The organism is Citrobacter sp. RHBSTW-00881 (assembly GCF_013728515.1).
GTDB lineage: Bacteria > Pseudomonadota > Gammaproteobacteria > Enterobacterales > Enterobacteriaceae > Citrobacter > Citrobacter braakii.
Window position 1 is genome coordinate 3377157 of the sequence record NZ_CP056269.1, and the last position, 26522, is coordinate 3403678.

Here is a 26522-nt window from a genome sequence, read left to right on the forward strand (position 1 = left end):
CTTCGCTCCTTAAACCGTCAACACCACACAGCTGTCCGCATCCCAACATAAACGGACTTCGTCACCCCAGGTTGGTAATCCCTTGCGATAACGATGTTCATTTTGTAACTGAGCGCTCAGCATCTGGCCACTTTTCAAGCGTACGTGGTACACCGACAAATCACCCAGATAGGCAATGTGCACCACTTCGCCTACCGCGAAGTTATATCCCTCTGGCGGAGGGGCTTCGCAGAGCATGATTTTTTCCGGGCGCAGCGCAACATACACCGGGACGTTATCGACAACGGAAGCGTCTGCGTCCACTTTCAGCGGATGTACCAGTCCTGGAGACTCAATAACCAGACCATCTTCCTGACGTTCTTTCAGCAGCCCCTCAAAGACGTTAACCGAACCGATAAATTCTGCACTGTAACGCGTAGTCGGATGCTCGTAGATCTCTTCAGGCTCGCCGATCTGGACAAATTTGCCACGGTTCATGATCGCAATGCGGCCCGCCATCGTCATGGCTTCTTCCTGATCGTGCGTCACCATCACGCAGGTCACGCCGACACGTTCAAGGATATCCACCACTTCCAGTTGCATGCGGTCACGGAGCTTTTTATCCAGCGCCCCCATCGGTTCATCCAGCAGCAGCAGCTTCGGGCGTTTCGCCAGGCTACGCGCCAACGCCACGCGCTGACGCTGACCGCCAGAAAGCTGATGCGGCTTACGTTTGGCGAACTCCTGCATATGCACGAGTCCCAGCATCTCACTCACCCGGCTGGCGATTTCAGCCTTTGGCAGCTTGTCCTGCTTGAGGCCAAAGGCAATGTTCTGCTCTACCGTCATGTGCGGAAACAATGCATAGGACTGAAACATCATATTAATCGGACGCAGATAAGGCGGGACATGCGCTAAATCGACGCCATCAAGCATAATTTGCCCGGTTGTTGGCTGTTCAAATCCCGCCAGCATCCGCAACAGGGTCGATTTACCGCAGCCGGACGCACCGAGCAGAGCAAATATTTCACCTTTGTAGATAGTAAGATTGACGTCATCAACGGCGTGCTGACCGTCAAAGGACTTGGTCAGGTTGCGAATTTCAAGCAGCGGGGTCAGCGCCTTGCGGATTTTCGCTTGTGGGCGTGGGGTTGCATCATTCAATTAGGCGCTCTCCGGCATAAAACAAAGAAACGGTGCAAATAACGCACCATGGTGGTGCGTATTGCCGGGTTATATGTGTCCGGGATCAACACTGCCCGGCAGGCGTAAATCCTGCCGGGTCACGTCCCGTACATCGGGTTATTTCCCGCTTTTTACCTTCGTCCAGGCGCGAGTACGTACACGGTCGATCTTCGGATCCTGTACTTTCAGCGTGAACAGCTTGGCGCGGACATCGGCAGGCGGGTAAATGCCCGGGTTGTCGCGCACGTCCTGGCTGACCAGTGCTGTCGCTTCTTTGTTGGCATTGGCATAGAACACGTGGTCAGAAATATGCGCAATTACATCAGGGCGCAGCAGGTAGTTGAGGAACTGATAGGCTTCGTCTTTGTTTTTCGCATCGGCTGGCATCGCGAACACATCAAAGAAGGCCATCGCACCTTCCTTAGGAATTGAGAAGGAAATATTGACGCCATTTTTCGCTTCTTTCGCCCGGTTTGCCGCCTGCCATACATCCCCGGCCCAGCCAATCGCCACGCAGGTATCACCGTTTGCCAGGTCGTTAATGTACTGCGAGGAGTGGAAGTAGCGAATGTTCGGGCGCAGTTTCAACAGCAGATCGGTTGCCGGTCCGGTGTAATCATCCGCTTTGGTACTGTTTGGATCTTTACCCAAATAATTCAGCACGGTGGCAAACACTTCTTCGGGCGCGTCGAGGAAAGAGACGCCGCAGCTTTTGAGTTTTTCCAGATTTTCTGGCTTGAGGATCAGATCCCAGCTATTAACCGGCGCATCCGGCCCCAGTACCGCTTTCACTTTATCCACGTTATAGCCAATACCGGTTGTTGCCCACATATACGGCATCGCAAACTTGTTGTCCGGATCGTGTTTACCCACCAGCTTCAGCAATTCAGGATCGAGGTTTTTCCAGCCAGGCAATTTGCTCTTATCCAGCGGCTGGAAGACGCCCGCGGTCAGTTGACGCTCAAGGAAACTGGCGGATGGAACGACAAGGTCAAAGCCGGTACTGCCAGCCATGAGCTTACCTTCCAGCACTTCATTGGAATCAAATACGTCATAGATAACTTTAATTCCGGTCTCTTTTTCAAAATTAGCCACCGTATCCGGGGCAATATAATCAGACCAGTTATAAATATGCAGCGTTTTTTGTTCAGCAGCGAGCGTGCCAGCAGAGATGGCCATCAGAGCACCCGCAACCAGGCCTGGTAACCATCGTTTATTTAAGGCGGTCATAATCTCTTTCCTTCTGAAAGTTCGTTAACAAACGAACAAAAATGTCACACTCTAATGATATGCAAGAAACGTGCATATTCTTTCAAGCGGCACCCATGAAAAGAGAGGCCTCTCCTCACGCCGCTATTGCGCGCTGGTATCCCCCCATGCATTCATATGCATTGTGGCCACAGATCAGGCCACAAGGGGCTGTTTGAATGATGACGTTGATCAGCTTCGCAAGAATAACTTTAGCCAGGATTTGTGGATATAGCCCAGATTAAAAAACGTCTTTTATCAATTTTTTATGCATGAATTGTCTATGACATACAGCGGAAGGCGCTGAATGGAGGTGAATAATTCTTTAATGAACGGTTAAATGCAGAATAAAAACAGGCAATACGCAACCGCTTTGGCAGCGGCTGCGCAATATATGTCCAGATTCAGGAAGAATTAATGGAGGAAATGAACTTCGGCGTTGCTGTTTTGCGCATCTTCTTCAGCGTTAAATAACAGCTGATGCGCACCGGCCTCGAGGATCACCATCGATATTTGCTCTTCACTCTGGCGAACAAAATATTCGAACTGCTCAAACGTCACGCCCGGGATAACGGATAAAGACTGGCAGACCACCAGCTTTGGCAGATTATCATCCTGCATATCCAGAAAGGCTTTCACCGTCAGTGAACTGGCGTTAATCGCAGACAGATCGGCGGCCAGCGGCAGTAGTGCAGAAGGTCTGACTTCTGCCATCGCGGAAAACAGAATGACGTTATCGACCAAATCAACTTTTGCATCAAAGATGCCGTCAAAATTCTGCATGTGCGGCAAATGCAGCGCCTGACAGGTATCGCATTCAAAAAAACTCATGCCCAGGTCGTCGAGCCATTGACGCAACGTATCCAGAGTGGGAACGACCAGTGATGTCATAATAATGTGCGACCTCTATTGATGAAAAAAATACCGGCACAGCTTACGCAAAAAGAGCGTGTCATACTACGATCGCAATCGATATTGTGCTTAGCCGCCGATTTTAAGGCAAAATTCAGGTGTAGCGTGACGCTCAATCCACTGGATCATCTTGCCGGCAATGTCTATTCCGGTAGTTTTCTCCACCCCTTCCAGGCCAGGAGAAGCGTTGACCTCCATGACCAGCGGCCCACGTTCAGCACGCAGAATATCAACGCCAGCAACGTCCAGACCCATTGTCTGAGCGGCTTTGAGCGCAATTTCCCTTTCGCGCGGCGTGATATTCGCAATAGTGGCAACCCCACCGCGATGGAGATTAGAACGAAAATCACCTTCTTTCGCCCGGCGCTCAATGGCGGCCACCACCTCGTCACCCACCACGAAACAGCGAATATCTCGCCCTTTCGCTTCTTTGATATATTCCTGAACCAGAATATGGGCATTCAACCCACGAAAGGCATCCACCACGCTTTCTGCGGCCTGGCGCGTTTCCGCCAGAACCACGCCGATCCCCTGCGTACCTTCAACCAGTTTCACCACCAGCGGCGCGCCGCCAACCATGTCAATCATGTCGCTGGTATCGTCCGGAGAGTGAGCAATCCCGGTGATGGGTAAATCGATTCCCTGACGCGCCAACAGCTGCAGCGAACGCAGCTTATCGCGCGCACGCGTAATCGCTACCGACTCATTCAGCGGATAGCTACCCAGCATCTCAAACTGGCGCAACGCCGCGGTACCGTAAAAGGTAATCGCTGAACCAATCCTTGGGATCACTGCATCGAAATGAGGAAGCTGGCGGCCCTTGTAATGAATAGAGGACGCCGCCGGGCTGATGTTCATATAGCAAGAAAGGGGATCGATAATTTCAACCAGGTGACCACGCTGCATCGCCGCTTCACGCAGGCGCTTACAAGAATAGAGCGTTCCGTCCCGGGACAAAATGGCAATTTTCACCCTGCACCTCTCTGAATGACCTGGTAAAAGCTGGCGTATCATACACTGCGTTAAAATCTTTAGCGCGTAGCCCATCCCTGTTTATGCAAATATTCCAGGATAAAGGGACGACTTTCTTTAATGATGGTGCGGCGAATATGGTCGCTCCAGGTGTCACGACGCGTATTGCTCCCGCGGGTCAGATAGTACTGCGCGAGCTGCTCATCATATTGCGACAAAACGTCTTTGTTGAGTGGCTGATACTGATTTTCGTGCACCACAAGCGACGCTGGCAGTCGCGGCTTGATATCCGGGTTATCAGCAGGCCAGCCGAGGCATAGCCCAAACAACGGCAGAACATGTTGCGGAAGCTTCAGCAGTTCAGTGACCGGCTCAATATTATTTCGCAGACCGCCAATAAACACGCCGCCAAGCCCCAAAGACTCTGCCGCCGTCAGCGCATTTTGCGCCATCATCGCGGTATCAACAACGCCCAGTAGCAGTTGTTCCGCCAGCCCGAGTTGCGCGTCAGGGCAAATCTGCAAATGGCGATTAAAGTCAGCGCAAAACACCCAGAACTCGGCGGCCTGCGCCACATGTTTTTGTCCGCCGGATAAAGTAGCCAGTGATTCACGCAGGGCGTTATCTGTTATGCGAACGATGGTTGTGCATTGTAAAAAACTGGAGCTTGAGGTCCCCTGAGCGGCGGCAATAATCGCCTCCCTCTGCGCATCCGAAATGGCATCATCGGTGAAATGGCGAATGGAACGGTGGCTACGAAGTAAATCAATGGTTGGCGTCATCTCTTTTTTCTCTGTCTGAACGTGAAGAATCACCGGGGGTTCGTGACATCAGCTGCGGCGCAACCAGTTGAGCAATACGCCACGTTAATACCACCGCGGCGGGAAGCATCAGCAGCACACCCAGAAATATCATCACCACGCAGGCTAACGGACTGCCAAGCGGTGCGGGTAAAGTGAGGTAATCGTTAAGCGATAGCAGCGCCAGCGATAACAAAACCATCCCGATTATTTCCAGCATCAATACGCTTTTGGGTAATGCACCAATTGCGCGCATAAGCGGCCTCCCGGCGAAATGGCTTTCATTATAAAACGTTCCGGCTTGACGTGTTTAACAGTTATAGCTTGAGGATATCAAAGCAACAGGCTGAACCTGCTTTTCATCTGTCACAAATCGCGGCATCATAACAAGTATTGCCATCCGGCCTGATAAGTTCGAGGAGAGAGAGATGTTTGCCGTTATTTTTGGTCGTCCAGGGTGCCCGTATTGCGTGCGCGCAAAAGAATTAGCAGAAAAATTAAGCAATGAGCATGACGATTTTAACTTCCGCTACATTGATATCCATGCCGAAGGTATTACGAAAGCCGATCTGGAAAAGACGGTAGGTAAGCCAGTTGAAACCGTTCCGCAGATTTTTGTTGATCAAAAACACATCGGCGGCTGCACGGATTTTGAAGCGTGGGCAAAAGAGAACATGAATCTGTTCGCCTGATCGCCGTTTCTACGCCCTCCGCTGGAGGGCGTCTTCAGTTCTTTTTCCGTCGATGATGCTGATTGAACAAGTTGCTGATAAACAAAAAACACAATGCGCCAAGCGCGCACCAAAACACCGCACTAAACAACCACGCCAGCTCTTGCCACAATGAACGCGTCGGCATAAAAACGAACCGCATCAGTAACAGACAGCACGGCGCCGCCAACATGGCACCAAGAAGGGGTTTGAGCACCTCCCGACGATGGGAGAAAAAGCTTGCTGCAGCGCCAGGCAGGATAAAAAACAACAATCCGACCTCAGGATGCCCTGCCGCTCTGAATGCCCCTTTCACGTTCAGCGTTAATGAAAGACACACCACAATAAAGAGCACAAAGCAGCAGACCGCACCCGCCCAACTTTGCTTATGTTTCAATTGTTCCTCCTGACACATTCTCTATCGAACACTCTTTTCGCCCGCAGGCGTCCAGTCAGATAAAGTAACCAGGCATTCCATGCCAAAAACACACTCACACGATTCTTATAGCCGTTGATACGTAATGAGATTAAACTAACCGCATATATTGTTATGCTGCATTATTCGGGGCTGTGTACGAAGCTGTCGCCCCTTAATTTCTGGCAAAAACATTAGCGTAAATTGCCATTTCTTTCAATAGCTTACTAGTAAACAAGAAGTTAGTCTCCGTGAATATAAACGTCGCAGATTTGTTAAATGGGAATTACATCCTGTTATTATTTGTGGTCCTGGCACTGGGCCTGTGTCTGGGTAAATTACGTCTGGGTTCAGTCCAACTCGGTAATTCCATTGGCGTTTTAGTGGTGTCCCTATTATTAGGTCAACAGCACTTTAGTATTAACACCGATGCATTAAATCTCGGCTTTATGCTGTTTATTTTTTGTGTCGGCGTCGAAGCCGGTCCCAACTTTTTTTCGATTTTTTTTCGCGATGGGAAAAATTATCTAATGCTTGCTCTGGTGATGGTCGGCAGCGCCATGCTGATCGCCCTGGGGCTGGGTAAGCTATTTGGCTGGGACATCGGCCTGACGGCAGGTATGCTGGCCGGCTCGATGACCTCAACGCCGGTGCTGGTCGGCGCGGGTGACACCTTGCGCCATTCCGGAATGTCGGGGACATCGCTTTCAACCGCCCTCGATAACCTGAGCCTCGGTTATGCGCTCACCTATTTGATTGGTTTGGTCAGTCTGATTGTTGGCGCGCGCTACCTGCCGAAACTTCAGCATCAGGATCTGCAAACCAGCGCCCAACAAATCGCACGTGAACGGGGTCTGGATACTGATGCCAACCGTAAGGTTTATCTGCCGGTAATTCGTGCCTATCGAGTTGGCCCGGAACTGGTGGCATGGGCCGATGGCAAAAATCTGCGCGAGCTGGGTATCTATCGCCAGACCGGTTGTTACATTGAACGCATCCGTCGCAACGGCATCCTGGCCAACCCGGATGGCGACGCGGTACTGCAAATGGGCGATGAGATAGCCCTGGTGGGTTATCCAGATGCGCATGCCCGCCTCGATCCCAGCTTCCGTAATGGTAAAGAGGTGTTCGATCGCGATCTGCTCGATATGCGCATCGTCACTGAAGAGATTGTGGTGAAAAACCACAATGCCGTTGGCCGCCGCCTGGCCCAGTTGAAACTGACCGATCACGGCTGTTTTCTCAACCGCGTGATCCGTAGCCAGATTGAAATGCCTATCGATGACAACGTCGTGCTTAATAAAGGCGACGTGCTGCAGGTCAGTGGGGATGCTCGCCGAGTCAAAACTATTGCCGATCGTATCGGCTTCATTTCCATTCACAGTCAAGTGACCGATCTGCTGGCCTTCTGCGCCTTCTTTATCATCGGTCTGATGATCGGGATGATCACCTTCCAGTTCAGTAATTTCAGCTTCGGCATCGGGAATGCGGCTGGACTGCTGTTCGCTGGGATCATGCTGGGCTTCCTGCGTGCCAACCATCCAACGTTTGGCTATATCCCACAGGGGGCGCTGAACATGGTCAAAGAGTTTGGCCTGATGGTATTTATGGCAGGCGTCGGTTTAAGCGCGGGCAGCGGCATTGGCAATGGCCTTGGCGCCGTGGGTGGGCAAATGCTGATTGCCGGCCTGGTTGTCAGCCTGGTGCCGGTTGTCATCTGTTTCTTATTCGGTGCTTACGTATTGCGCATGAACCGCGCCCTGCTTTTTGGCGCCATGATGGGCGCACGTACCTGCGCTCCGGCAATGGAAATCATCAGCGATACGGCACGCAGCAACATCCCCGCATTAGGCTATGCCGGGACCTACGCAATTGCCAACGTACTGCTGACATTAGCGGGGACACTCATCGTCATTGTCTGGCCTGGGCTTGGTTAGCGCTGAAATTTACTCTTAAACGAAAATTTTTTGCAGGTAAGCAGAACTTTTCTTCAAGACGTCAGTCATAACTATTGCCACTGCTTTTCTTTGATGTCCCCAATTTGTGGAGCCCATCAACCCCGCCGTTTTGGTTCAAGGTTGATGGGTTTTTTGTTGCCTGAATTTTGCGATCGCTGACTCCCTCCCCCGAAACTCTCTCTCACATTTGCAGCATGCTGGTTATGACACATACTTTTAGTCAGAGCTAAATGGTAATAGGTGGTTGCTATGTTACTCGCAGGCAAAGTCGCGGTAATTTTCGGTGGCAGCGGCGCTATAGGCAGTGCAGTTGCGCATGCCATGGCGCGTGAAGGCGCCCATGTGTATCTGGGCGCGCGCAGTCAGGAAAAGCTGGATTGGGCGGCCAGTAGTATTCGAACCGCGGGCGGTGCCGTCGAAACCTTTGTCACCGATGTCCTCGACGAATACGGTACCTCAAAACAAGTTACTCACCTTGCGCAGCAAACCGGTGGAATAGATGTGGTGGTTAACGCAACCGGCTTTATGCATGAACAGGGCAAACGCATCGAGGCGTTATCCCTTTCTGAGTTTATGAGCGGTATCACCCCTTTCCTCTCGGCGCAGTTCAATATCGCAAAAGCCGTAACGCCACACATGGGCGGCAATCGTGCGGGCGTCATTCTCACCGTTGTTGCGCCTGCGGCCCCGATGGCGATACCTGGACATCTGGGACACATCGTTGGCTGTGCGGGAACAGAGGCCTTTATTAAAGCGCTCGCCAGCGAACTGGGGCCGGCGAATATTCGGGTCGTCGGCGTGCGCTCGCATGCGATTGTGGATGCCGTTCAGGCCGGTTCCTATACCGGGGAGATTTTTACCGCTAAAGCGCAGTCCATGGGTATTACCGTCGCACAATGGTTAGCTGGTGCGGCACAAAGTACCATGCTTGGGCGTCTGCCTACGCTTGCACAAATCGCTGAGGTAATGACCTTTCTGGCTTCAGACCATGCCGGAGCAATCACCGCAACGGTGGTGAATATTACAGGCGGCGCTACGCACAACTGACCGTCGCGGGCAACCCCGCAATACGCTCCACCATCAGCAAGATATCTTCTCGCCGCAGCGGCTTTTTGTCCGTGACAAAATGCAGCGTCATCCCTTCAATAAACGCATCCAGCGCCCGCGCCGTAACCGGAGCAAACCACTGCTCCAGCGTTTGTTGGCTGCGTAACATCCAGTTTTGCATCACCGTTTTTAGTGCCGGTTTACGGCTGGCGAAGGCATACAGCTGATACATGAGTTCCATGTTATCGGGTGTCGTGACCTGGGAGCTGTAAATCATATCGGTAATCGCATGGCAAGCCTGCGACGCATCCGCAACGTCGGCAAAAAAAGCCTGATACTGCAGCATCATCCTGTCAGTAAAACGGTCAAACGCCTCCATTAAAAGCTCATCAATTCCCGAAAAGTAATAGGTCATAGAACCCAAGGGCACCTGAGCAATTGTCGCAATCTTCCGATGTGTAACCGCATGAATACCATGGGCTATTACCGCATCCAGAGTCGCCTGAACTATTTTTTCCCGCCGCTGCGGATCGTTCGCACGTCGCACTGCATTACCTCTTCTTGCATTTGTGTACAAATGTACACAACCTTGCTAAGGTTGTCTTCTTTCCTCTTTTCTTCGGCTCGAATTCATGACTGGCATCTCATCACGCAAAGCCTTAAGACGTCGCACCTGGGCACTGTTCACGTTCTTCTTTTTACCAGGATTATTAATGGCCTCCTGGGCAACGCGTACCCCTGCCATCAGAGATATCCTCTCCATCTCAACCGCCGAAATGGGCGCGGTGCTGTTTGGACTCTCAATTGGTTCGATGAGTGGCATTCTTTGTTCGGCCTGGCTGGTGAAACGATTTGGCACGCGTAAAGTGATCCGCACCACCATGTCTTGCGCAGTCCTCGGAATGGCAATCCTCAGCGTAGCGCTCTGGCTGCATTCCGCATGGCTTTTCGCATTTGGTCTGGGCGTGTTCGGCGCCAGCTTTGGCGCAGCAGAAGTTGCCATCAACGTCGAAGGTGCGGCTGTTGAGCGCGAAATGAATAAAACCGTACTGCCGATGATGCACGGTTTTTACAGCCTGGGAACGCTGGCGGGTGCCGGAGTCGGGATGATGCTTACCGCCTTCAGCGTACCGGCGACCGCGCATATCTTGCTGGCGGCGATGGTGGCTATCACCCCTATCTTCATCGCCATCAAAGCCATTCCTGACGGCACGGGTAAAAATGCCGCTGACGGGTCTCACTCCGGCGAAAAAGGACTGCCTTTTTATCGTGATATTCAGCTATTGCTGATTGGCGTCGTGGTGCTCGCAATGGCATTTGCTGAAGGTTCCGCCAACGACTGGCTTCCGCTACTGATGGTGGACGGACATGGATTTAGCCCGACATCAGGCTCGCTGATTTATGCCGGATTTACGCTGGGCATGACCGTTGGACGATTTACTGGCGGCTGGTTCATCGACCGCTACAGCCGCGTCGCGGTAGTGCGCGCCAGTGCGCTTATGGGTGCTCTTGGGATTAGCCTGATTATTTTTGTCGACAGCACTTGGGTGGCGGGTGTTTCCGTTATTCTGTGGGGACTCGGCGCATCACTGGGCTTCCCACTGACCATTTCGGCTGCCAGCGACACAGGCCCCGATGCGCCAACCCGCGTCAGCGTTGTCGCCACTACCGGCTATCTGGCGTTCCTGGTTGGACCACCGCTGCTGGGCTACCTGGGTGAACACTACGGCCTGCGTAGCGCTATGCTGGTGGTGCTGGCGCTGGTGCTTGTCGCCGCCATCGTCGCGAAAGCGGTGGCAAAACCGGATCTCAAAAACACCACTGTGATGGAGAACAGCTAATGCGTATCAAACTGATTGCAGTCGACATGGACGGCACATTTTTAAGCGACCAAAAAACCTATAATCGTGAGCGCTTTATGGCGCAATACCGCCAGATGAAAGAACAAGGGATCCGCTTTGTGGTCGCCAGCGGCAACCAGTATTACCAGCTCATCTCCTTTTTCCCTGAACTGGCCAGTGAAATCTCATTTGTCGCCGAAAACGGCGGATGGGTGGTCAGCGAAGGGGAAGATGTCTTTAACGGTGAGCTGGCAAAAGACGATTTCCATGCCATTGTGGAACATCTGCTGACCCGTACGGACATCGACATTATCGCCTGCGGTAAAAACAGCGCCTATACCCTGAAGCGGTACAGCGATGAGCATAAGACGGTCTCCGCCATGTATTATCATCGTCTTGAATTTGTGGATAATTTTGACAACCTCAACGACATTTTCTTCAAGTTCGGGCTAAATATTTCAGACGATCGTATCCCCCATGTGCAGGCTGACCTCCATGAGGCGATTGGCGACATTATGGTGCCGGTACATACCGGCTACGGCAGCATCGATTTAATTATTCCCGGTGTGCATAAGGCAAACGGTCTGCGTCTGCTGCAACAACGCTGGAATATTACCGACGATGAGGTTGTTGTATTTGGCGATGGCGGAAATGATATTGAGATGCTGCGTCAGGCAGGATTTAGTTTTGCAATGGCGAACGCCCATGAGCCGGTTATCCAGGCGGCAAAATATCGCGCAGGGTCGAACAACGAAGAGGGCGTGCTGGATATTATCGACCGCGTGTTAAAGAATGAAGCACCGTTTACGCAATAACGCCTCAGCACAGACGGCAACAAAATGATGGCATGATCTATTCATAATCCGCCTCAAATTAACCCGCTGGATTATTACCTCCAGTGAATATTCAGACGAGCGGATTATGAAGAAAAGTGTACTGATAGCGACATTGTTGCTGGGTTTTGCGGGGACAACATTTGCGCAAAGCGTTACCGTTGATGTACCAAGCGGTTATAAGGTGGTGGTAGTGCCCTCTTCCGTCAGCGTTCCGCAGGCGGTCAGCGTCACCACCGCGCCACAAACGGTGTATGTTGCTCCGGCGCCTGCCCCGGCCCCTGTCTATCGCGCACATCCTTATGCGCGACATGTTGCAAGCGTCGGTGAAGGAATGATCATCGAACACCAGATTGACGATCACCACTAAGTTTTTGCCTGGCCCGGGCAACCGGGCTTTAACCTTCCCGTGAATCCCCTACCCGTTTATCTTTCAGGAAGATAACCATCAGAATCACCCACAGTACGCCGCTTGCCAGATTGAACAGGCTGAACAAGCCGTTTCCTCCGAGCAGATAAGCGTGTTTACTCAGCTCAATACCGACGGTAAAAATCAGCATCTGCAACATACCCATGGCGGCAGAAACCGTGCCCTTACTCATTTCACTGGCAAACAGCGTCAGACGTACCAGTCCCGCATTCGCCACGCCAATACCAAACGCATAGATGCTTAAACCCGCCGTCATCCATAGATACGCATGGGATGACACCACCGTGGCCGCAGCGGCAATCACCAGCCCGAAGGCGATTGGCCAGCCGCCCATGATAATCAGCGAACGTACGGTTTTTCGCGAGGTCAGGCGCGCCAGTACCAGGTTACCGGCAATCAACGCGCCAAAAATCGGTACCTGCAACAGGCCATATTCGTAACTGCTGAGATGTTCACCGCTGATGATAATAATCGGGGACTGCGCAATCCACGCCAGTAACGGCAGGCTGACAAAACCCAATGCCAGCGCGCCTGCAACGAAGCGCACGTTCCTCAGCACCAGCTTATAATCTTTGCCCAGCTCTTTAATCGACAGCTTTTCACCAAGCCGGGTTGCCGTTTCCGGCATCGCGCGTTGCAGACCAAAAAAAGAGATGGCGGCCAGGGCGGCAAACAGGATAAACATCCCTTCCCACGGCAGAACATGTACCCAGGCTGCGCCGACCAACGGCCCCAGCAGGGGCGCAATCAACGCTACGTTTGCCATCAGCGCGGTAATTTTTATGCACACCGCTTCTTCAAAGGATTCCTGAATTGCGGCGTAACCCACCGCGCCAATAAAGCACAGGCTTATCCCTTGTAAAAAACGCAGGAAGGTAAATTGCTCAATATTCTGCGCAAGCAGGGTTGCAAGGCAGGTCACAATGAACCAGAGCACGCCGGTTAACATCACCGGGCGACGTCCAATTCGATCCGACAGCGGTCCTAATAACCACTGCAAAAACATGCCGCCAGCCAGATAGGCGGTCATGGATGTGGGCACCCAATCTAATCCGGCATTATATTGCTCCACCACCGCCAACATTCCGGGCTGGATCATATCGTTGCCGATATAAGTAGAGAATTCGTAAAGCACCAGACAGAGAGGGAAAAGTAATGCCTGACGCCCCAAACGGGCGCCTGAAGATAAACGGTTCTGCATGCAGTCTCTTAACTATAGAAAAATCGCGCAAAGTGTAATAAATGTGCCGTACTGGTGATAGTGAATTATGTGATTTGAAAGCAAATTGCGCACATTTTTACACTCATTTGCTCAGGAACATTTTGCGTTAAGGTTAATTTAAGTTGAGACCGCTATCATGTTCAATAAGTCTCATTAATTGTCTGAAAAATAGTCATTTAACAGACAAATAAGACAAGACCGCTTTTTATCCCGTGAAAGCAATTTTATGCTCTCCCCTCTTGGGCCTTTTTAACGATTACACTGAGTCTGGACGTTATGCTGGAAAATCTGAACAACTCACTTTTTTATCTCATCAATGCCACGCCGGACTCTGCGCAATGGATGATATCGCTTGCCATTTTTATTGCCAAAGACCTGATTAACATCGTACCGCTGTTAGCCGTTGTGCTTTGGCTTTGGGGGCCGCGGGCCCAGGTTACTCTCCAGCGCCAGTTAGTTATAAAAATGGCGATTGCGCTGATCGTCGGTCTGACGATTTCATGGCTGATGGGGCATCTGTTCCCTCACGATCGTCCGTTTGTTAACCACATCGGTTACAACTTCCTGCATCATGCGGCGGATGACTCTTTCCCGAGCGATCACGGTACGGTTATCTTTACCTTTGCACTGGCTTTCCTGTTCTGGCATCGCCTGTGGACGGGCGCTCTGCTGATGGTCGTTGCTGTGGCGATTGCCTGGTCGCGGGTCTACCTTGGCGTACACTGGCCGCTGGATATGCTGGGAGGATTACTCGTCGGGCTGATTGGCTGCCTGAGCGCCCAGATGATCTGGCAGCGGTTTGGCACGCCCCTGTACCTCGGCTTGCAAAATTGCTATCGCGCCTGCTTCGCTCTGCCCATCCGTAAAGGCTGGGTGCGTGACTAACCCACGGTAAAAAGAGTAGTATTAAGCGCGATACTGAGCACTTATTCTACTCTCCAGGGGAACTATGGAAACTCGACGCGACGAGCGTATTGGTCAATTACTGCAGGCGCTGAAACGCAGCGATAAATTACACCTCAAAGAAGCCGCGACGCTGCTGGGCGTATCTGAGATGACCATTCGTCGCGACCTGAATAATCACGATGCTCCCGTCGTCTTGCTCGGGGGCTATATTGTTCTGGAACCCCGCAGCGCCAATCACTATTTAATCAGCGATCAAAAATCCCGACTGGTTGATGAAAAGCGCCGTGCCGCCCAGATGGCGGCAAGCCTCGTGCAGGCACATCAGACTATCTTTTTCGACTGTGGTACCACCACGCCGTGGATCATTGAGGCTATCGACAATGAATTGCCTTTCACCGCAATCTGCTACTCGCTGAATACGTTTCTGGTGCTGCAGGAAAAACCGCAGTGCCGCGTCATTCTGTGTGGTGGCGAATTCCATGCCAGCAACGCAATTTTCAAACCGCTTGATTTCCAGGAAACGCTGAACAACCTGTGCCCGGATATCGCTTTTTATTCCGCAGCTGGCGTTCATATTGAGAAAGGCGCGACCTGTTTTAACCTGGAAGAGCTACCGGTGAAACACTGGGCGATGTCGATGGCGCAGCATCACGTGCTGGTGGTCGATCACAGCAAATTTGGTAAGGTGCGTCCTGCGCGGATGGGTGAAGTAAAACGCTTTAATACCATCGTCAGCGATAGCCGTCCTGACGAGGCGTTTGTTGAGTACGCGAAAGCGCAACGTATCAAACTGATGTATTAAGCGATACTGCCGGATGGCGATAGCGTCATCCGGCAAACGCTAAGATTAAGAGAACCAGCCGCCAAACCACTGGTGGAATTTCATCATCACAAAGTCCCACATGCGACTAAAGAATCCCCCCTCTTCCACGGCCTCCATCACCATCAGTGGACGCTGCTCGATGGATTTCCCGTTCAACTGGAAGTCGATAGTTCCCACAACCTGACCTTTCTTCAGCGGCGCGGTTAACTGTGGTTCGGTCAGGGTAAAGCTGGCCTTCAGGTTTTTGAGCTGACCACGCGGGATAGTCACCGAGCCCGCTTCTCCGGCGCCCAAATTAACCTCACTCTTATCGCCAAACCAGACGCGCTGCGTCACGAAAGTGGCATCCGGTTTAATCGGCGTAACGGTTTCAAAGAAGCGGAAGCCCCAGGTCAGCAACTTTTCTGACTCATTAAAACGAATGCGGTCGGTTTTCGCCCCCAACACCACAGAGATCAGGCGCATATCCCCCTGGGTCGCAGAAGCGACCAGGTTGTATCCCGCCCCGGCCGTGGTACCGGTTTTCATACCGTCCACGTTCAGGTTGGTGCTCCACAACAAACGGTTGCGGTTCGGCTGGCGGATTTTATTAAAGGTAAATTCTTTCTCTTTGTGGATAGCGTACTCTTCCGGTACATCGTGGATTAGCGCCTTCCCGAGCAGGGCCATATCACGTGCGGTACTGAACTGTCCTGCCGCATCCAGGCCATGCACGGTCTGGAAAGTGGTATTGGTCAGCCCCAGTTTTTTCGCGTAGCCGTTCATCAGACCAATGAAGGATTCCTGGCTGCCGGCAACGTAATCAGCCAGTGCGATACAGGCATCGTTACCAGACTGGATGATAACGCCTTTGTTCAGATCGGACACTGCAACCTGATCGCCAGGTTTGAGGAACATAACCGACGAACCGCGCAGGGCCGGATTACCGGTCGCCCAGGCGTCTTTGCCCACGGTGACCATATCGTTGAGGTTAATTTTCCCGGCCTTCAGCGCCTGACCGACCACATAGCTGGTCATGATCTTAGTCAGACTGGCAGGATCCAGTTTCTCATCAGCATTACCTTCCGCCAGTACCTTACCGCTGGCGTAATCCATTAGGATCCACGCGCGCGCGTCGACGCTCGGTGGGGCCGTTGGTTGCTCCGCCGCCTGTACGCTCGGCGCCAAAAGGATTAAGAGTGCAGAACCTGCAGCAAAGCTGCGAAGTGAAGAGAAGTATTGCGTCATAAATGCCACCCGAGTATCCATTCCAAAAAACCACGTCATACCACACCGTGTTTACACAAAACCAGCCAGGCGACCCTGGCCAACCCATGCAGAAAAGGTCTGATGGATGACGTGTAAAATAAGTGCGGTGAGTAATAACGCACTAACGAGCTTAAAGAAACCGTAAGTTGGTAAAGTTTTTAAAGTTTATGCAATAACACCGCGCTGCGCTGCTCCTGGCACGATTTTTTTAGACTTTGTTGCGTAAATATTAGGTTTACCCCACCATGTGGGCTAGTCAGATGGCATCTGCAGCCATAAAGCTGCTCAATTAATTTGCGGGGTTACTATGATTACACTGTGGGGTCGCAATAACTCGACCAACGTAAAAAAAGTATTGTGGACGCTCGAGGAACTGGAACTGCCGTATAACCAAATTCTGGCGGGCGGACAGCATGGCGGTAACCGCGATGCCGACTATCTGGCACTCAACCCGAACGGACTGGTCCCGCTGCTACGTGATGATGAAACGGACGTTGTTCTGTGGGAATCCAATACCATTGTCCGCTATCTGGCAGCTCAGTACGGACAAAAGCGTTTGTGGATTGACGCCCCGGCCGCGCGCGCCGTCGGTGAAAAATGGATGGACTGGGCAAACCAGACGCTAAGTCCTGCGCATCGGGTTATCTTGTTTGGCTTGGTCAGAACCCCTGCCGAGAAACGCGACATGGCGGCAATCGAGGCGGGTAGTCAGGTGTGCGATAACCTGTTTGCCATTCTGGATAACGCGCTGGCGGACCAGCCATGGTTCTCCGGGGCTGAATTTGGCACTGCCGATATCGCCGTTGCGCCGTTTATCTATAACCTGTTCAACGTTGGCCTGAGCTGGACCCCGCGCCCACATCTGGAGCACTGGTATCAGCAACTGACCGAACGTCCGGCGTTTCAAAAAGTCGTGATGATCCCGGTCAGCTAACTAAATCAGGGACTCACTTTCAGTAATTCCCCGTCGGACTCGTCGGTTAGTACGTATAAGTACCCGTCTGGTCCGACGCGCACATCACGGATCCGCTGTCCCCTTTCCTGCAACAGACGACCCTCTTCGGTGACGGCATTCCCTTTGACGCTCAGCACGATCACTTCTTTATCTTTCAACGCGCCAATAAATAACTTCTGCCGCCACTGTGGGAAGGTATCGCTATTATAAAAAGCCATTCCGCTGACCGCCGGTGACTTTTCCCAGTAAAAGATGGGTTGCTCTGTTCCAGCAACAATTGGGCCTTTTGCTTCGGGAATTTTAAGACCACTGTAGTTAACGCCCCAGGTCGCAAGCGGCCAGCCGTAGTTTTTCCCTTTCTCGGGGATATTGATTTCATCGCCCCCGCGTGGACCATGCTCATTAAGCCACAGCGTATCGCTCCAGGGATTCATCGCCATCCCCTGCGGGTTGCGGATACCATATGACCAAATCTCTGCCCGCGCTCCTGCCCTCTTCACAAACGGATTATCCGGCGGAATTTTTCCCTCATCGGTCAGTCGTACGACCTTGCCCTGCAGCTTATCCAGATCCTGTGCGGTAGAACGTTGATTGTTTTCACCAAGGCCAATAAACAGATAACCGTTGCCATCAAAAACCATACGTCCGCCAAAATGGTTTCCGCTGGAGAGCTTCGGCTGTTGGCGAAAAATGGTCTGGAACCCTTGCAGATGTTTGAGATCGTCGCTCAGTCGTCCGTAACCAACCGCTGTCCCGGCGTTACCTTCACTGTCAGCTTCAGCAAAGCTAAGCCACACCCGGCGGGATTGTTTAAAATCCGGAGCTAATGCCACATCAAGCAATCCCCCCTGACCATTCGCCCAGACTTTGGGTACGCCGGTCAGCGGGTCGGAAAGCCCCTTCCCTGACTGCCAAAGTCGAAGCTGGCCGCCTTTGAGCGTAATGAGCATGCCGCGATTGTCGGGTAAAAACGCCAGCGACCACGGATGATCGAGTTTCGTTTGCAGCACTTCCACCTCTACCGCGGCGGCATAAGAGGAAAATAGCGCGAGTGGGACAGCACAGAGAAAGAGTCGACGCATAACACCTCCTTAATGGCTCTGCATAAAGCGTAGCCAGCAAGGGGAATTATCCCGCCACATTTACATAATCTTAACGAAAAGGGGGAGCGCCCTCCCCCTGATTCAGACGTGTTCCAGCGTTGAATAAGATTCCAAACACTGGATACTTAGCGTCAGCGTTGTCAGGCAGTTTTCCAGTTTCTCTGCGTTAACGGCGATAAAAGTTGGACAATCGTGATGTCCACTCATAAGACAAACAGCGGCGGCGGCTAACGCCCCTTCAGCACGATGAAGGGCATTCCACTCTTCCTGATCAAGATGCATACCGTGAGGCTGTGATTGCTCGTGCAATTCGCGATTCAGTGCAAAAAAATTATCACGCAGACGATCGCTCTCGCTGACTGACATGTAGCCTTTCGCTTTTCTCAACAGCAGATAAGCGGCAAGTTCGACACGGGCGTTTATCAATTTGTTGAGAAGATCGGTTCTCAGTCTGTCAACAACCATACTTTGTTCCTCCTCTTTCCAACTATGGTGCAACTTAATAGTATGGTCATTTTTTGAACAAAGTCGTGTCCAGGATCAATCCATCACCGAAAATTAACACAATTTACAAATAATCTTTAATTCCACGCCGGGCGTGGCGACTGATGGTATGAGATTGCGATACAATTTTTATTCAGAACTCTGTAGAATCCGTGCCCTGAATATTCCAATAACTGAACAATTTTTACGCTATGAGCAATGTAACCCACCAGCCGAAAATCGGCTTTGTCTCCCTCGGCTGCCCGAAAAATCAATAAATATATTGTGTTATTTTTTATGCCATCCATTTAACTTATTGATAATCAACTAACACGGATTCGCAAGTTACCTTAGTACCGTTCCATTGGTCACGGTAGATTGATGTATCGATACCCACACCAGGATGTAAGATTAGCCCCGTATCCTTTTCAAATTTTGTGTACTTAGCAGACTGTATCGAGCGGTCATAGTATGTATGGCCTGAGTACTTAAACCCCGCACTACCCTGTGGAACAATCCATACCCCATAGCTGGAATACTCCCTTGCCCTATCAATTATCTTGTACTCAAATTCACTACCCGTATAACGGCCTGTATACGCCCCTGACGTGTTTATCTTGCCGAATGGGGGATTACCATAAGCAACACGGTAGAAACGGTCTGGTGTGTATTGTAGTGCATCACCTGTGATCCATTCGGCTTGTGGTAGTACACGTTTACCAATAAGTACGTATTCAGGATTCAATTCAACACATGTGATGTGTGAAGGTTTATTACGTATGAATTGGTAGTAGCTAAGTCTACCAATACCTGCACAAAATGAATACAAGGCATCGGCGTACTTACTTACCATTTCTTCAATAGTATTAAGGGGGCTAATCATACGGCTACATTGAAAACCTACCACACCCTTTTCACCATTAGGATTAGTGGCAATCCATCTACCATTATTAACCATCTGGTGGCGTGTATGTTCATCAATTTCTTTATTACAATGAGGACACATTAACTTGGCAGTTGTTGAATCTGGAATTGCTCGACCATTTTCCATTTGTTTAAATTTAAACTTAACGTGTTCCCATTCAAATTTATATTCATGACCACAATCATGTGTAACGAACCAATAGCGTTTATCACTGAGATTAAATTCACTATTGATTAAATCGTTTTTGAATAGGGGAGTACTTGCAACTACAACTAATGAATCATCACCGAACGTAGAAGTACGGGCTTCAGCTAGTTTAATTGGGTTTCCTTCTTCACCTATTTCCACATTTGATACTTCATCAAGTAGAACTGTGCTACATGTGATCCCTCTAAGGTTTCCGGGGGTGTTGAGATTCAACCAATAGATAAAAGTACCGTTTTGTAGTTGTGTCTGTTTGGCGTTATTAGCGGCGTTCTTATCTGATTTCTCAGTGACAAGTGAAGAAAGTACAGGAGAAATTTCAACTACTGGCAAGAATTTACCAAGTCTAAACTTTTTGATTTCATCTGCTGAGCTTGAAGCAAATGCAAAGTTTGCCGGATCATTTGCCATTTTGTTCATGGCTATTGCCGTCATGACCTGTGTCTTGAGAACTTGCGAACACGCCTGAATTACAATTTTCTTGGTGCTTCTTTCCTGTGCAATATCCATTGGGAGGCACTGAAAAGGAAATGGGACAAAATCTAACCCCATATTAGGCCCATCCACCAGCTTCATCACACCACCGGATTTAATCCAATCACTTGTTTTCTGTATCTTCGGGGGTTTGATCGTCGGTAGTACTTTCTGTAGTAATGTCGTTAGTTTCTTCTTGTTCTTGTTCATCTAATATTTCTTTATCCTCGGGTAATTCGAATTCCATTTCACCCAGTTGATAAAGATGTGTGTCTATTACTTCCTTTAATCGGTCGCGTAAATCTTTCGCGTCAGTCATTGCAAATAGTTCTAGATAAATCTTATTGGGGATACTTCGAATAGTAGTTTTTATTTGATATAGATATGCGGTTAGTACTTGCTCCACGTATTCTGTATTCAAAACATGCTCTAACTTTTCCTGTAATTCCAATTCTGCTAATTGTCTTTCGGTAGTTAGCTTTTGTAATCGTTCCTGTTCAATCTGTTCTTTGATGTTAGTATTACGGAGTGGTTTTAAAATATTCTCCACAATCCACTTTCTTGTGTTATAATCCGTATCCATTGGTATTCCTTTTAATACCCAAGAACGCACAGTTGATTCATCATATCCATATTGTTTTGCTAAAGTTCTAATTGATGTTTTCATTTATAATCCTTTTATTTATTGAGAGTTAATAATGCACGACCGTAAAATGGATTTTGAGCTTGTTATTAATTTATTAAATGGTTTCCTTAAAAATAAAGACATAAGAAAAAGATTACATTACATTGTTGATAATAGAATTAATGATTGGGAAAAGTGGCTTCAAATAGAATTTGAGCAATTTATTGCAGCCAAAAGATTTCAAGTAAAGCGGGAAGTGACTGCTTATCTCGACCCATTTTTATTCCCACAGAATAGACTTTCAAAAGTAGACATTATTCTTTGTCAAAACAAATCACTTAACGATGGTTTTATATTTATTGAATTTAAATGTACTAAGAGTATCGCAGCATTGAAGAGAGGTTTAGAACACGATAAGTTAAAAATACAATCCATCATTGACTGTGAATATAAAATCCGCAATTCTTTTTTTGTTGGTTTCCATTTAAATTGTAAACCTACAGAGATTGATAAAATGGATACATATGTTACTGATATACTAAAAGGATCTTATGCTGTATTCAAGATTTGCCCCTGCCCCGCCAATCACAACTGTAATTGCACTAATAATGAAATTGGGGTAGTACTTTGTTAAGTGCGGTGCGGGCATGCATTATTTTTACATATATATGTAAATCAATGCGTGAGCGAAAACTCGCCCTTTATGGGGACCAGGGGAGCACCTTTTGATAAAATCCAATAAAACAATAATTTATTTGTTTTTGTTCTATTTATCGATATAGGTGGCGGCACGCCACTTACGTACTATTTATGCACCATATTGTATAAATGAAAGTACTATCACACTAAGGCGGTATGGTATTTTGTACCCGTTCACAGTCTGGTGGTTTAGTATTTCGCCACGTAATTCTTTTAATCTTTTATATGTTTATGTTCACTACCCTTATATGAATCAATTATATTAATTGGGTAGTTATACTTACCAATGCTATATCGTGAATAGTTTAATGTAATGTATTTATACTTGAGTGTTAGTGAATGGTTATCAATGAATAGTCCGTAACCGTCCTGTGTTATGATATGAGCGGTTATTAGATTATCTTTGCGGGATGGTTCATATCCGTAGGTATCGTTGCTTGTGGGCGTTTCTATGTCCTGTGTGTGCCATTGGGAAAGTGTAGGAAGGTGGTTAACATTGCGTGTACTCCTATGCTGTATAGGAGTATTTAGAAATAAAAAAAGCCAGCCTAACGGCTAGCTCATTCATTAATAACAATACTAAATTTTTCAGACTTATTACTATTACCATAGAGTTGATAAATTAACACAAATCGGTAATGAACAATATTGTTTCACTGCAATGTCCTTTTGCATTTTATATCGATATACATAACACCTTTTTGTCCATGTATTCATTTCCATAATAATATCCATCGCTATGTTGTTCATTTACAATTATTACTTCTCTATAGATATCATCATTTGGTGCTGTTTCATAATGATATGCCCCTCCTGGTGGTGGCATCTTATCCAAATAGCGTGTTACATACCTATCATCTGCTGTAGTTGAACCTATGTTGCTTATATCCCAACATTGAAAATCTGGTACTTTTGCTGCAAATACAGTGATTGGTAACATCAATACAAACAACATCCTTTTCATTTTTTTCTCTCTTTTCGTTGAAAGGTACTATCAAACACTTTTTAGTATGCCTGCTACCCCCCACTCACCCCAACAAACAAACCTACCCAATGTGAGGGGGGCAACAATAGTGTACCTTATAAGGGTTTTAGTGGTAAAGTATAGCAATCTCAATCTGTACGTTGGATTTACTAATGGGAAAGAAAATATCAGTAAAAATATTGAAAGAAGACATAGATTTCTTTGAATCATTCTTTGGGAAAAAGGTTGAATCATTTAAAGAAGATTCCAGAACAGATAAAATGCTACATCTCGCTTTAGAGAAAGCACACGATATACGTAAGTTCGAAATTGAATTATACTGGAAACGAGCAACATACTTTTTCGCATTTTTTACTGTCATTACCGCTGCGTTCGGTTATCTATTTACATCTAAAGAATATTTCTGTTTTTCCCCTATTGCTGCCCTAGTAGGTTCTCTAATTTCTATTTGTTTTATATTTGTTAACATTGGTAGTAAGTATTGGCTTTGTAACTGGGAATTCATTATTGATAAACTCGAAGTTTATGTTACTGGAAATCTATATAAAGTATATTTCTATGATAATAAGTATCCGCTTCGCCCTTCTGTTTCTGATATCAATAATTTAATAAGTTATATTATTTTAATAGTATGGGTTTTATGCTTCATTACTTCTACTTCCCCATTCAGTACAAGCGATCCTCAATTTTTTTGTGTTTTGTTAATTTTATATTTTCTAGTTTTAGTAATTTTTTCAATTTTGTGCTATAAATCAGTTAAGAATGTATTAGATTCGGATACAGTGCCAACAAGATTCTACAAATTTAGGAAGAATAATTATGAGAAGTGGAAGTAAAATCAAGATATTTAATACACTTTTACTTACCATTGTAGCTACGCTATTAATTGTAGCTATTTTAGTCGTCATAAAAATATTGTTTTCCGGTTCTAAGGGATTAGAATGGGTAACTTTAGTAGGAGCATGGTGTAGTGCTGCGGGTACATTAGGTACTCTATGGGTTGCTTACTTAGCATATCTAAAAGCACCTGCATGGTTATCACAAAAACATTATGATGTTGTTTATAGTGTTATTGAAAAAGCAATCTATCAAGATCTCATTAAGGTACGTTCTGCTAGCTTAATTTTAAAAAATCATTTAGTAACTTTTTCAAAGAAATACCGTAATCATTTAAAAAATGAGACAATACCACAAAACTCATTTGATGATTTTATGAAGGAAACAGATGCCCTTGTTTCTGATTTATTCATTATCTCATACTCTGTAACTAATGCTTTAAAGTCAATTAATAGAACTAATTACGTTATGAGTGATTACACCAATAACATAATCACTAACATCCAATCATATACTGAAAAATATAATGATTTGAGTATTGAATTTTTTATAGCTAGTTCTGATGTTCCTTCATTGATAGCAGCCGATGAAAGTTTTAGAAATCAAACCAGTAGCGAGCTTCTAGCTATTCAATTAAAAGCCATTTCATTTCACAGTCAACTCTCAAATTTCATTAAAGAGATATATAATAATAATTATCCAATTGATCAATTTATTACCCTAAAGGGAAATTAATTCATACCCTATTACATGATTTTATCCACCTCTGGCATTCACCTGATTATCTAATTTAAAGATGGCCTACTGTGATGTGTTGATTGTTGTGTCATATGATGCCAGTATTTCTGAGACGTACCTATTTTACCCACAAGATAATCTATAACCATTGCTTGAGCGTCCATATTTATCATCACCAAATACCGTACTAATATGTTTATAGTAACTTTATCCGTTTTTATACTCACATCATCCGTTATATTACTATATCTTTACCTTCTGGTTTCATAAATACGAACTACGAATGGTATCATAATGTAAACATTCAGATACAAACCAATTCCTGACTAGGATATCGTTGCTTTTACTATGTATCTTCATATCTAAGATAGATTTTATTTTTATTGTTTTATTGCCTTCACTATCACAGGAAAGCAATAGTGCCTCACTTCCATTTGTACTAATTATTATTTCATCTTCACCTGTATATATGTGGTTGAAAATATTTGGTGTATAATTACCTATATAGAAAGCCAAGAAGAAATAAGTTATTAAAGTCCATGCTGCCCATTTCGAAAAAAATGATTTAGATTTTTCCTGGAATATTTTTTTAAGACAACTGTTTAGTAAGAATATTGATATAAATAAAATCAGATTTATGATAAAGAATTTCCATTCTAATAATATGTCACCCAATATTAGCATAGGTGCCATCATTCCAGCACTAATTATAGTAATATTATGAAATAAAGTATTCGAACTTCTATATGCATTTCTTAACAACAAAAAAACTGCAATTATAATAATTGCATTCTGCATAAGGGTTAATACTAATGAATTTAAATCTATCCATATTAAACTTATTGGATATCCATAATAAACAGAGTTGCCGAGTTTATAAAATACATATGTCGCATATGACAGAAATGTGATCAATGTTATTATCGATATGTTACTTTCTAGTTTGTATGTGCTATTTCGCATCTAATATATCTCTATGCAATTAACTCTAGATTATTTTTTATTCCATACTAATACGCTATATTAACAACATATGATACTCAAACAATTTGTTCCCCTTAACCAACAAAGGGGAACAAATAATTTACACTTAAAATTCTTTTCTTGAATCGAATCCACTTACAATGGTATAGTCTATAAGAGAATTATTTGCCTCGTTAATTCTAATTTTAGCACCTTTATATGCGACAACTTTTGTTCCTTCAGAAAGGTCAAAAGTAAAGTCTGTTGTATATGCAGATCTCGCCATATTATTAGAGAATTCACGATATGTGAATTTTAATGTGTTCCCTGACTTTCCATTATACTCTATCGTCTTTACAAATGAATCACTAACCATACATAACCCATTTGGTACATATTGTATTGAGATTTCACTTGAATTGTATGTTGTACCATTAGGCGGTGATATTGTATTTTTCGCTTTATCATATGTTACATAGTTTACTGAGTTAACAACTACGCCATATAAGTTTTTAAGTCCAATTGAATTCTTATCAATCGGATTTGCATAAACATTGTTTCCGGTATGGCAATATGTCCCTTCTTTAATTTCTGATAGTGACCCTGACGCGTTACCAAGTTTGAGTAATTCAGTTTTATACCCAGTAGCTGACCTTATAATGTGATCACCCATGTATGCTTTGTTAGTTGTACCAACCATTGGTTCCACATATTCTTGAGTTGTGACTTTTGGAGCAACACTACCCGGAGCACAGCCAGATAATAATGTGGTACCTAAAACAATTAGAGGTATATTATTTTTCATGCGTTACTATTCCATATGTGTGTAGAACTAAAGTCAAAATCTTATCATACCAGATAAAGAATGGTAATAGTTCAATAGGTTATTGGTCTTTCCCTTCCGGTTCTCCTTTTTAGTACATATTAGAATTTCGCATGAGGTACATAAGAATCAATAGGATTACTTTAGTTTCTCCCAGTAGCGGAGGGGGGGGCGACTAC

28 protein-coding genes are annotated in these 26522 nt (G+C 46.9%); 12 read left to right on the forward strand and 16 right to left on the reverse strand.

Annotation, left to right across the window (positions count from 1 at the left end):
• Positions 1–9: 9 nt before the first annotated feature.
• From potG to HV311_RS16395, 6 genes are all read right to left on the reverse strand, one after another.
• Positions 10–1143, reverse strand: a complete 1134-nt coding sequence (gene potG / locus HV311_RS16370) for a putrescine ABC transporter ATP-binding subunit PotG (protein ID WP_016152415.1) — start codon at positions 1141–1143, stop codon at positions 10–12.
• A 138-nt stretch (positions 1144–1281) separates the two neighbouring features.
• Positions 1282–2394: a spermidine/putrescine ABC transporter substrate-binding protein PotF gene (gene potF / locus HV311_RS16375; RefSeq protein WP_016152414.1), complete on the reverse strand. Its 1113-nt coding sequence runs from the start codon at positions 2392–2394 to the stop codon at positions 1282–1284.
• A 432-nt stretch (positions 2395–2826) separates the two neighbouring features.
• Entirely contained in the window at positions 2827–3303 is a 477-nt protein-coding gene (locus HV311_RS16380; protein WP_016152413.1) for a YbjN domain-containing protein, read from the reverse strand.
• Positions 3304–3393: 90 nt separating this feature from the next.
• Complete coding sequence (gene rimK, locus HV311_RS16385; RefSeq protein ID WP_016152412.1) at positions 3394–4296, reverse strand: 30S ribosomal protein S6--L-glutamate ligase; 903 nt, start codon at positions 4294–4296, stop codon at positions 3394–3396.
• A gap of 59 nt (positions 4297–4355) precedes the next feature.
• Positions 4356–5078: a nitroreductase NfsA gene (gene nfsA, locus HV311_RS16390; protein WP_016156098.1), complete on the reverse strand. Its 723-nt coding sequence runs from the start codon at positions 5076–5078 to the stop codon at positions 4356–4358.
• Positions 5062–5352: a YbjC family protein gene (locus HV311_RS16395; RefSeq protein ID WP_019076379.1), complete on the reverse strand. Its 291-nt coding sequence runs from the start codon at positions 5350–5352 to the stop codon at positions 5062–5064. The genes nfsA and HV311_RS16395 overlap by 17 nt, the downstream gene beginning before the upstream one ends.
• A 172-nt stretch (positions 5353–5524) precedes the next feature.
• Between HV311_RS16395 and HV311_RS16400 the strand changes: the two genes are divergently transcribed.
• On the forward strand, positions 5525–5788 hold the full coding sequence (locus HV311_RS16400) for a GrxA family glutaredoxin (RefSeq protein WP_016152408.1): 264 nt from the start codon (positions 5525–5527) through the stop codon (positions 5786–5788).
• A gap of 34 nt (positions 5789–5822) precedes the next feature.
• Here HV311_RS16400 and HV311_RS16405 read toward each other — a convergent pair whose 3' ends face one another.
• Positions 5823–6203, reverse strand: a complete 381-nt coding sequence (locus HV311_RS16405; RefSeq protein WP_016152407.1) for an inner membrane protein YbjM — start codon at positions 6201–6203, stop codon at positions 5823–5825.
• 269 nt (positions 6204–6472) lie between these two features.
• Between HV311_RS16405 and HV311_RS16410 the strand changes: the two genes are divergently transcribed.
• Together HV311_RS16410 and HV311_RS16415 are read left to right on the forward strand one after the other, a co-directional pair.
• Positions 6473–8158 carry an aspartate:alanine antiporter gene (locus HV311_RS16410; RefSeq protein ID WP_016152406.1) on the forward strand — a complete coding sequence of 562 codons (1686 nt, stop codon included), beginning with the start codon at positions 6473–6475 and terminating at the stop codon, positions 8156–8158.
• Positions 8159–8428: 270 nt separating this feature from the next.
• Positions 8429–9226: an SDR family NAD(P)-dependent oxidoreductase gene (locus tag HV311_RS16415; protein WP_191220183.1), complete on the forward strand. Its 798-nt coding sequence runs from the start codon at positions 8429–8431 to the stop codon at positions 9224–9226.
• Here HV311_RS16415 and HV311_RS16420 read toward each other — a convergent pair.
• Positions 9213–9773, reverse strand: coding sequence for a TetR/AcrR family transcriptional regulator (locus HV311_RS16420; protein ID WP_029139468.1), 561 nt, complete (start codon positions 9771–9773; stop codon positions 9213–9215). The genes HV311_RS16415 and HV311_RS16420 overlap by 14 nt on opposite strands.
• A gap of 85 nt (positions 9774–9858) precedes the next feature.
• On the opposite strand from HV311_RS16420, the gene HV311_RS16425 reads away from it, so the two are divergent.
• From HV311_RS16425 to HV311_RS16435, 3 genes are all read left to right on the forward strand, one after another.
• Complete coding sequence (locus HV311_RS16425) at positions 9859–11067, forward strand: MFS transporter (protein ID WP_029139467.1); 1209 nt, start codon at positions 9859–9861, stop codon at positions 11065–11067.
• Positions 11067–11882: a Cof-type HAD-IIB family hydrolase gene (locus tag HV311_RS16430; protein WP_191220184.1), complete on the forward strand. Its 816-nt coding sequence runs from the start codon at positions 11067–11069 to the stop codon at positions 11880–11882. The genes HV311_RS16425 and HV311_RS16430 overlap by 1 nt, the downstream gene beginning before the upstream one ends.
• A 106-nt stretch (positions 11883–11988) precedes the next feature.
• Positions 11989–12270 carry a hypothetical protein gene (locus tag HV311_RS16435; RefSeq protein WP_019076373.1) on the forward strand — a complete coding sequence of 94 codons (282 nt, stop codon included), beginning with the start codon at positions 11989–11991 and terminating at the stop codon, positions 12268–12270.
• Between the two features lie 28 nt (positions 12271–12298).
• Here HV311_RS16435 and HV311_RS16440 read toward each other — a convergent pair whose 3' ends face one another.
• On the reverse strand, positions 12299–13531 hold the full coding sequence (locus HV311_RS16440; RefSeq protein ID WP_191220185.1) for an MFS transporter: 1233 nt from the start codon (positions 13529–13531) through the stop codon (positions 12299–12301).
• A gap of 297 nt (positions 13532–13828) precedes the next feature.
• Between HV311_RS16440 and ybjG the strand changes: the two genes are divergently transcribed.
• A complete protein-coding gene (ybjG, locus tag HV311_RS16445; RefSeq protein ID WP_016152399.1) occupies positions 13829–14437 on the forward strand; it encodes an undecaprenyl-diphosphate phosphatase in 609 nt (202 codons plus the stop codon).
• A 64-nt stretch (positions 14438–14501) separates the two neighbouring features.
• The gene (gene deoR, locus HV311_RS16450; RefSeq protein WP_019076372.1) at positions 14502–15260 is read left to right on the forward strand and encodes a DNA-binding transcriptional repressor DeoR; all 759 of its coding nucleotides are present in this window, start codon (positions 14502–14504) and stop codon (positions 15258–15260) included.
• A gap of 45 nt (positions 15261–15305) precedes the next feature.
• On the opposite strand, the gene dacC is transcribed toward deoR, so the two are convergent.
• Complete coding sequence (dacC, locus tag HV311_RS16455) at positions 15306–16508, reverse strand: serine-type D-Ala-D-Ala carboxypeptidase (RefSeq protein WP_016156089.1); 1203 nt, start codon at positions 16506–16508, stop codon at positions 15306–15308.
• A gap of 328 nt (positions 16509–16836) precedes the next feature.
• On the opposite strand from dacC, the gene HV311_RS16460 reads away from it, so the two are divergent.
• Positions 16837–17463, forward strand: a complete 627-nt coding sequence (locus HV311_RS16460) for a glutathione S-transferase family protein (protein ID WP_016152396.1) — start codon at positions 16837–16839, stop codon at positions 17461–17463.
• A 5-nt stretch (positions 17464–17468) separates the two neighbouring features.
• Here HV311_RS16460 and HV311_RS16465 read toward each other — a convergent pair whose 3' ends face one another.
• The 4 genes from HV311_RS16465 to HV311_RS16485 all read right to left on the reverse strand — a co-directional run bounded on the left by HV311_RS16465 (position 17469) and on the right by HV311_RS16485 (position 21340).
• On the reverse strand, positions 17469–18566 hold the full coding sequence (locus tag HV311_RS16465) for a PQQ-dependent sugar dehydrogenase (protein ID WP_103283664.1): 1098 nt from the start codon (positions 18564–18566) through the stop codon (positions 17469–17471).
• Positions 18567–18668: 102 nt separating this feature from the next.
• A complete protein-coding gene (gene bssR, locus HV311_RS16470; protein ID WP_191220186.1) occupies positions 18669–19052 on the reverse strand; it encodes a biofilm formation regulator BssR in 384 nt (127 codons plus the stop codon).
• A gap of 331 nt (positions 19053–19383) precedes the next feature.
• Positions 19384–20883, reverse strand: coding sequence for a phage terminase large subunit family protein (locus HV311_RS16480; RefSeq protein WP_223952660.1), 1500 nt, complete (start codon positions 20881–20883; stop codon positions 19384–19386).
• On the reverse strand, positions 20798–21340 hold the full coding sequence (locus HV311_RS16485) for a hypothetical protein (RefSeq protein WP_191220187.1): 543 nt from the start codon (positions 21338–21340) through the stop codon (positions 20798–20800). The genes HV311_RS16480 and HV311_RS16485 overlap by 86 nt, the downstream gene beginning before the upstream one ends.
• A gap of 31 nt (positions 21341–21371) precedes the next feature.
• On the opposite strand from HV311_RS16485, the gene HV311_RS16490 reads away from it, so the two are divergent.
• Complete coding sequence (locus HV311_RS16490; RefSeq protein ID WP_191220188.1) at positions 21372–21932, forward strand: hypothetical protein; 561 nt, start codon at positions 21372–21374, stop codon at positions 21930–21932.
• Between the two features lie 741 nt (positions 21933–22673).
• Here HV311_RS16490 and HV311_RS16495 read toward each other — a convergent pair.
• Complete coding sequence (locus HV311_RS16495; RefSeq protein WP_191220189.1) at positions 22674–22961, reverse strand: hypothetical protein; 288 nt, start codon at positions 22959–22961, stop codon at positions 22674–22676.
• Between the two features lie 173 nt (positions 22962–23134).
• Here HV311_RS16495 and HV311_RS16500 point away from each other — a divergent pair, with 173 nt between their 5' ends.
• Positions 23135–23818 carry a RipA family octameric membrane protein gene (locus HV311_RS16500; RefSeq protein ID WP_191220190.1) on the forward strand — a complete coding sequence of 228 codons (684 nt, stop codon included), beginning with the start codon at positions 23135–23137 and terminating at the stop codon, positions 23816–23818.
• A complete protein-coding gene (locus HV311_RS16505) occupies positions 23802–24554 on the forward strand; it encodes a hypothetical protein (RefSeq protein WP_191220191.1) in 753 nt (250 codons plus the stop codon). Before HV311_RS16500 ends, HV311_RS16505 begins: the two co-directional genes overlap by 17 nt.
• Positions 24555–25647: 1093 nt before the next feature.
• Here HV311_RS16505 and HV311_RS16510 read toward each other — a convergent pair.
• Entirely contained in the window at positions 25648–26325 is a 678-nt protein-coding gene (locus tag HV311_RS16510; RefSeq protein ID WP_191220192.1) for a hypothetical protein, read from the reverse strand.
• Positions 26326–26522: the final 197 nt, after the last annotated feature.

Bases quoted from the DNA above. Each gene is read 5' to 3' on its own strand.
- HV311_RS16460 (WP_016152396.1), top strand. From the start codon at position 16,837: ATGATTACACTGTGGGGTCGCAATAACTCGACCAACGTAAAAAAAGTA.
- nfsA (WP_016156098.1), bottom strand. From the start codon at position 5,078: ATGACGCCAACCATTGATTTACTTCGTAGCCACCGTTCCATTCGCCAT.
- HV311_RS16430 (WP_191220184.1), top strand. From the start codon at position 11,067: ATGCGTATCAAACTGATTGCAGTCGACATGGACGGCACATTTTTAAGC.
- HV311_RS16435 (WP_019076373.1), top strand. From the start codon at position 11,989: ATGAAGAAAAGTGTACTGATAGCGACATTGTTGCTGGGTTTTGCGGGG.
- HV311_RS16485 (WP_191220187.1), bottom strand. From the start codon at position 21,340: ATGAAAACATCAATTAGAACTTTAGCAAAACAATATGGATATGATGAA.
- HV311_RS16395 (WP_019076379.1), bottom strand. From the start codon at position 5,352: ATGCGCGCAATTGGTGCATTACCCAAAAGCGTATTGATGCTGGAAATA.
- HV311_RS16415 (WP_191220183.1), top strand. From the start codon at position 8,429: ATGTTACTCGCAGGCAAAGTCGCGGTAATTTTCGGTGGCAGCGGCGCT.
- HV311_RS16510 (WP_191220192.1), bottom strand. From the start codon at position 26,325: ATGAAAAATAATATACCTCTAATTGTTTTAGGTACCACATTATTATCT.
- HV311_RS16490 (WP_191220188.1), top strand. From the start codon at position 21,372: ATGCACGACCGTAAAATGGATTTTGAGCTTGTTATTAATTTATTAAAT.
- bssR (WP_191220186.1), bottom strand. From the start codon at position 19,052: ATGGTTGTTGACAGACTGAGAACCGATCTTCTCAACAAATTGATAAAC.
- deoR (WP_019076372.1), top strand. From the start codon at position 14,502: ATGGAAACTCGACGCGACGAGCGTATTGGTCAATTACTGCAGGCGCTG.
- dacC (WP_016156089.1), bottom strand. From the start codon at position 16,508: ATGACGCAATACTTCTCTTCACTTCGCAGCTTTGCTGCAGGTTCTGCA.
- HV311_RS16505 (WP_191220191.1), top strand. From the start codon at position 23,802: ATGAGAAGTGGAAGTAAAATCAAGATATTTAATACACTTTTACTTACC.
- HV311_RS16480 (WP_223952660.1), bottom strand. From the start codon at position 20,883: ATGAACAAGAACAAGAAGAAACTAACGACATTACTACAGAAAGTACTA.
- HV311_RS16400 (WP_016152408.1), top strand. From the start codon at position 5,525: ATGTTTGCCGTTATTTTTGGTCGTCCAGGGTGCCCGTATTGCGTGCGC.
- HV311_RS16495 (WP_191220189.1), bottom strand. From the start codon at position 22,961: ATGAAAAGGATGTTGTTTGTATTGATGTTACCAATCACTGTATTTGCA.
- HV311_RS16380 (WP_016152413.1), bottom strand. From the start codon at position 3,303: ATGACATCACTGGTCGTTCCCACTCTGGATACGTTGCGTCAATGGCTC.
- ybjG (WP_016152399.1), top strand. From the start codon at position 13,829: ATGCTGGAAAATCTGAACAACTCACTTTTTTATCTCATCAATGCCACG.
- HV311_RS16500 (WP_191220190.1), top strand. From the start codon at position 23,135: ATGGGAAAGAAAATATCAGTAAAAATATTGAAAGAAGACATAGATTTC.
- HV311_RS16465 (WP_103283664.1), bottom strand. From the start codon at position 18,566: ATGCGTCGACTCTTTCTCTGTGCTGTCCCACTCGCGCTATTTTCCTCT.
- HV311_RS16440 (WP_191220185.1), bottom strand. From the start codon at position 13,531: ATGCAGAACCGTTTATCTTCAGGCGCCCGTTTGGGGCGTCAGGCATTA.
- HV311_RS16425 (WP_029139467.1), top strand. From the start codon at position 9,859: ATGACTGGCATCTCATCACGCAAAGCCTTAAGACGTCGCACCTGGGCA.
- potF (WP_016152414.1), bottom strand. From the start codon at position 2,394: ATGACCGCCTTAAATAAACGATGGTTACCAGGCCTGGTTGCGGGTGCT.